4 protein-coding genes are annotated in these 5,095 nt (G+C 67.7%); all 4 read left to right on the top strand.

The features are described 5' to 3' along the window. A partial coding sequence (infB, locus tag AC1DXV_RS31020; RefSeq protein WP_477937313.1) for a translation initiation factor IF-2 occupies positions 1-2,339 on the top strand: 2,339 nt, incomplete at its 5' end. Between the two features lie 94 nt (positions 2,340-2,433). Further along, the gene (gene rbfA, locus AC1DXV_RS31015; RefSeq protein WP_047512900.1) at positions 2,434-2,799 is read left to right on the top strand and encodes a 30S ribosome-binding factor RbfA; all 366 of its coding nucleotides are present in this window, start codon (positions 2,434-2,436) and stop codon (positions 2,797-2,799) included. Between the two features lie 3 nt (positions 2,800-2,802). Continuing rightward, positions 2,803-3,750 (top strand): tRNA pseudouridine(55) synthase TruB, encoded by a 948-nt coding sequence (gene truB, locus AC1DXV_RS31010; RefSeq protein ID WP_477937311.1) that lies wholly within the window; start codon positions 2,803-2,805, stop codon positions 3,748-3,750. 16 nt (positions 3,751-3,766) lie between these two features. Next, a partial coding sequence (locus tag AC1DXV_RS31005) for a GTP-binding protein (RefSeq protein ID WP_477937309.1) occupies positions 3,767-5,095 on the top strand: 1,329 nt, incomplete at its 3' end.

Here is a 5,095-nt window from a genome sequence, read left to right as displayed (position 1 = left end):
CCGCCGCCCCGACGCCTGCCCCGGCCGCGAAGGCCGCGGCGAGCGCTGCCAAGGCTGCCCCGGCACCCACGGCGGCACCCGTCGTGGCTGCCGCCCCGGTGGCGCCGGCCGAACCGCCGAAGCCCGCCCTGCGCGTGATCAAGGCCGCCGACGTCGTCGACGAAGAGAAGCAGCGCGCTGCCGACCTGGCCAAGCGCCGCAAGGCCGCCGAGGACGAAGCCGCCGCGATCCGCGCGATGATGAACGCGCCGAAGAAGGTGCTGACGGCCAAGAAGCCGGAAGAGCCGCCGAAGCCGGAAGCCGGCAAGGAAGGCATCAAGGGCACGATCCACAAGCCGGCCGCCGCGCCGGGCGCTGCGACCACCACGGCCGCCGCAAAGCCGGGCGACAAGCCGGGCGACAAGAAGTCGGTCAAGTCCGAGAAGCTGTCGTCGAGCTGGGCCGATGAMGCCGCGAAGAAGCGCGCGCTGAAGACCCGCAACGATTCCGCGGCCCGTCCGGGCTGGCGTGCGCCGCGTGGCGGCCGCCGTGGCGATCGCAACGACGGGCAGGGCAGCGGCTTCGTCGCGCCGCCCGAGCAGCAGATCCAGGAAGTGCACGTGCCGGAGACCATCAGCGTCGCCGACCTCGCGCACAAGATGTCGGTGAAGGCGTCCGAGGTCATCAAGCAGCTGATGAAGCTGGGCCAGATGGTCACCATCAACCAGCAGCTGGACCAGGAAACGGCCATGATCCTCGTCGAGGAAATGGGCCACAAGGCGTTCGCCGCCAAGCTGGACGACCCGGAAGCCTTCCTCGAGGACACCCAGGCCGAGGCGGTGCACGAAGAACTGCCGCGCGCACCGGTGGTCACCGTCATGGGTCACGTCGACCATGGCAAGACCTCGCTGCTCGACTACATCCGCCGGGCCCGCGTTGCCGCGGGCGAAGCGGGTGGCATCACGCAGCACATCGGCGCGTATCACGTCGACACGCCGCGCGGCATGATCACCTTCCTCGACACCCCGGGTCACGCGGCCTTCACGGCGATGCGTGCCCGCGGTGCCAAGGCGACCGACATCGTCATCCTGGTGGTGGCGGCCGACGACGGCGTGATGCCGCAGACCAAGGAAGCCATCGCGCACGCCAAGGCGGCCGGGGTGCCGATCGTGGTCGCGATGAACAAGATGGACAAGCCCGAGGCCAACGTCGAGCGCCTGAAGTCCGAGCTGGTGGCCGAGCAGGTCGTGCCAGAAGACTTCGGTGGCGATTCGCCGTTCGTGCCGGTGTCGGCCAAGACCGGCATGGGCATCGACCAGTTGCTCGAGCAGGTGCTGCTGCAGGCCGAGGTGCTGGAACTGAAGGCACCGAAGGACGCTCCGGCCAAGGGCCTGGTGATCGAAGCCCAGCTCGACAAGGGCCGCGGCCCGGTCGCGACGGTGCTGGTGCAGTCGGGCACGCTGAAGCGCGGCGACGTGGTGCTGGCCGGTTCGAGCTACGGCCGCGTGCGCGCCATGCTGGACGAGAACGGCAAGCCGACGACCGAAGCCGGGCCGTCGCTGCCGGTCGAGATCCAGGGCCTGACCGAAGTGCCGCAGGCCGGCGACGAGTTCATGGTGCTGGCCGACGAACGCCGGGCGCGCGAGATCGCGACCTTCCGTTCGGGCAAGTACCGCGACGTCAAGCTGGCCAAGCAGCAGGCCGCCAAGCTCGAGAACATGTTCGAGAACATGGGCCAGGGCGAAGCGCAGACGCTGGCGCTGATCATCAAGGCCGACGTGCAGGGTTCGCAGGAAGCGCTGGCCCAGTCGCTGCTCAAGCTGAGCACGGCCGAGGTCAAGGTGCAGATCGTGCACGCGGCGGTGGGCGGCATCAGCGAGAGCGACATCAACCTCGCGATCGCGTCGAAGGCCGTCATCATCGGCTTCAACGTGCGTGCCGATGCCGGTGCGCGCAAGCTGGCCGAAGGCAACGGTGTCGACCTGCGCTACTACAACATCATCTACGACGCGGTCGACGACGTGAAGAAGGCGATGACCGGCATGCTGGCGCCGGAGCAGCGCGAAGAGGTGATCGGTACCGCCGAGATCCGCACGGTGTTCGTCGCTTCCAAGATCGGCACGGTGGCCGGTTCGATGGTCACCTCGGGCGTGGTGCGCCGCAACGCGCGCTTCCGCCTGCTGCGCGAGAACGTGGTGGTCTACACCGGCGAAGTCGAGTCGGTGCGCCGCCTGAAGGACGACGTGCGCGAAGTCAAGGAAGGCTTCGAGTGCGGTATCAAGCTGAAGAACTACAACGACATCGCCGAGGGCGACCAGCTGGAGTTCTTCGAGGTGAAGGAAGTGGCACGAACGCTGTAAAGCGGAGTGGGTCTCTCCCCCAAACCCCGCCCTCCGAAAGACGGCGGGGTTTGTGTTTGAAGGAGCCCCGTCCGAGCCAGCAGGAGCCTTGAACATGCGACACAAACGAGCCATCCCGAACCGCGGTTTCCGCATCGCCGACCAGATCCAGCGCGACCTGGCCGAGCTGATCCGCGACCTGAAGGATCCGCGCATCGGCATGGTGACGCTGCAGGCGGTGGAGGTCACGCCCGACTATGCGCACGCGAAGGTGTTCTTCTCGCTGCTGGTGGGCGATGTGAAGGAATGCGAGGAGGCCTTGAACGAGGCCGCCGGCTTCCTGCGCAACGGCCTCTTCAAGCGCCTGCAGATCCACACCGTGCCGACGCTGCATTTCCACTTCGACCGCACCACCGAGCGGGCGGCCGAATTGAGCGCGCTGATCCAGCAGGCCAATTCGACGCAGGCCAAGGAAGACTGACCGGTGCAAGCCAATCGCCCGCGCATCCCGCGGCGCGCCGTCCATGGCGTGCTGTTGCTCGACAAGCCGCTCGGCCTGTCGAGCAACGACGCCTTGCAGAAAGCCAAGCGCCTGTACCGTGCCGAGAAGGCCGGCCACACCGGCACGCTGGATCCGCTGGCGACCGGGCTGCTGCCGCTGTGCTTCGGCGCGGCCACCAAGTTCTCGCAGGTCAGCCTGGACGCCGACAAGACCTACCGCGCCACGCTGCAGCTGGGCACCACGACCACCACGGCCGATGCCGAGGGCGAGGTGCTGCAGCAGCGCGAGGTGAACGTGACGCGCGCGCAGCTGCAGGCGGTGATCGAGCGCTTCACCGGCCCGATCCGCCAGGTGCCGCCGATGCACTCGGCGCTGAAGCGCGACGGCAAGGCCTTGTACGAATACGCGCGTGCCGGCATCGAGGTAGAACGCGAAGCGCGCGCGGTGACGATTCATCGCATTGCCATCGTGGAAGATGACACTGCCGGGGCCGACGACCGCTGGACCCTGGACGTGCGCTGCTCGAAGGGCACCTACATCCGCACGCTGGCCGAAGACATCGGCGAGGCGCTCGGCTGCGGTGCCCACCTGGCCGCGCTGCGCCGCACCGAGACCGGCGGGCTGACGCTCGGCCAGGCGCTCACGCTGGAGCAGCTGGCCGGCATGGACGAAGCGCAGCGCGAAGCCGCCTTGCTCGACGCCGATGCGCTGCTGGCCGACTGGCCGGTGGTGCGCCTCGGCGACGAAGATGCCGGACGTTTCCTGAGCGGCCTGCGCCGCCGCCTGCCGCTGGCAGATGCGGAGCAGGTCCGCGTGTACGGCCCCGACCCCCGTGCGTTCCTCGGCAGCGGCCGGGTCGACGCCGGAGAACTGATTTCGACGAGGCTCTTGAGCCCGGTGGAGGTGCAAGGCCTCCTGAAGACACCTTGAACGCAGAGAGCACGTCATGACCCGACAGATCCGCAACATCGCCATCATCGCCCACGTGGACCATGGCAAGACCACGCTGGTGGACCAGCTGCTTCGCCAGAGCGGCACCTTCCGCCAGAACGAGAAGGTCACCGAACGGGTGATGGACAGCAACGACCTCGAAAAGGAACGCGGCATCACCATCCTCGCGAAGAACTGCGCGGTGGAATGGAAGGGCACGCACGTCAACATCGTCGACACCCCGGGGCACGCGGACTTCGGCGGCGAGGTGGAGCGCGTGCTGTCGATGGTCGACAGCGTGCTGCTGCTGGTCGATGCGGTCGAAGGCCCGATGCCGCAGACCCGCTTCGTGACCAAGAAGGCGCTGGCGCTCGGCCTGAAGCCGATCGTCGTCGTGAACAAGGTCGACCGCCCCGGTTCGCGCATCGACTACGTGATCAACGCGACCTTCGAGCTGTTCGACAAGCTCGGCGCGACCGAAGAGCAGCTCGACTTCCCGGTGATCTACGCCTCGGGCCTGAACGGCTGGGCCACGCTCACCGCCGGCGAGATCGGCACCGACCTGGCGCCGCTGTTCGACGCCGTGCTGCAACACGTGCCGGCGCACGAAGGCGACCCGGCCGGCCCGCTGCAGCTGCAGATCTGCTCGCTCGACTACTCTACCTACGTCGGCCGCATCGGCATCGGCCGGGTCAACCAGGGCACGCTGAAGCCGATGCAGAACGTGGCCGTGTTCAGCGGCCCGGACAGCACGCCGTTCAACGCCCGCGTCAACCAGGTGCTGAAGTTCGAAGGCCTGGAGCGCCAGCAAGCCACGGAAGCCGGCCCCGGCGACATCGTGCTGATCAACGGCATCGAGGACATCGGCATCGGCGTCACGCTGACCAGCATCGAAGACCCGAAGCCGCTGCCGATGCTGAAGGTCGACGAGCCGACGCTGACGATGAACTTCTGCGTCAACAACTCRCCGCTGGCCGGTCGCGAAGGCAAGTTCGTGACCAGCCGCCAGATCTGGGACCGCCTGCAGCGCGAGCTGCAGAGCAACGTGGCGCTGAAGGTCAAGGAAACCGACGAAGACGGCATCTTCGAGGTGTCGGGCCGCGGCGAACTGCACCTGACCATCCTGCTGGAAACCATGCGCCGCGAGGGCTACGAGCTGGCCGTCAGCAAGCCGCGCGTGGTCTTCAAGGAGATCGACGGCGAGCGCCATGAGCCGATCGAGATGGTGACGGCCGACGTCGAAGACCAGCACCAGGGTGCCGTGATGCAGGCGATGGGCGAGCGCAAGGGCGAGCTCGTCAACATGGAGCCGGACGGCATGGGCCGCGTGCGCCTCGAGTACAAG

The organism is Rhizobacter sp. P3_C12 (genome assembly GCF_056402735.1).
Note: the sequence above shows the minus strand (reverse complement) of the source record. Positions and strands in the feature narration are given on the sequence as shown.

Coding starts and splice junctions, on each gene's coding strand:
- rbfA (WP_047512900.1), top strand. CDS start 2,434: ATGCGACACAAACGAGCCATCCCGAACCGCGGTTTCCGCATCGCCGAC.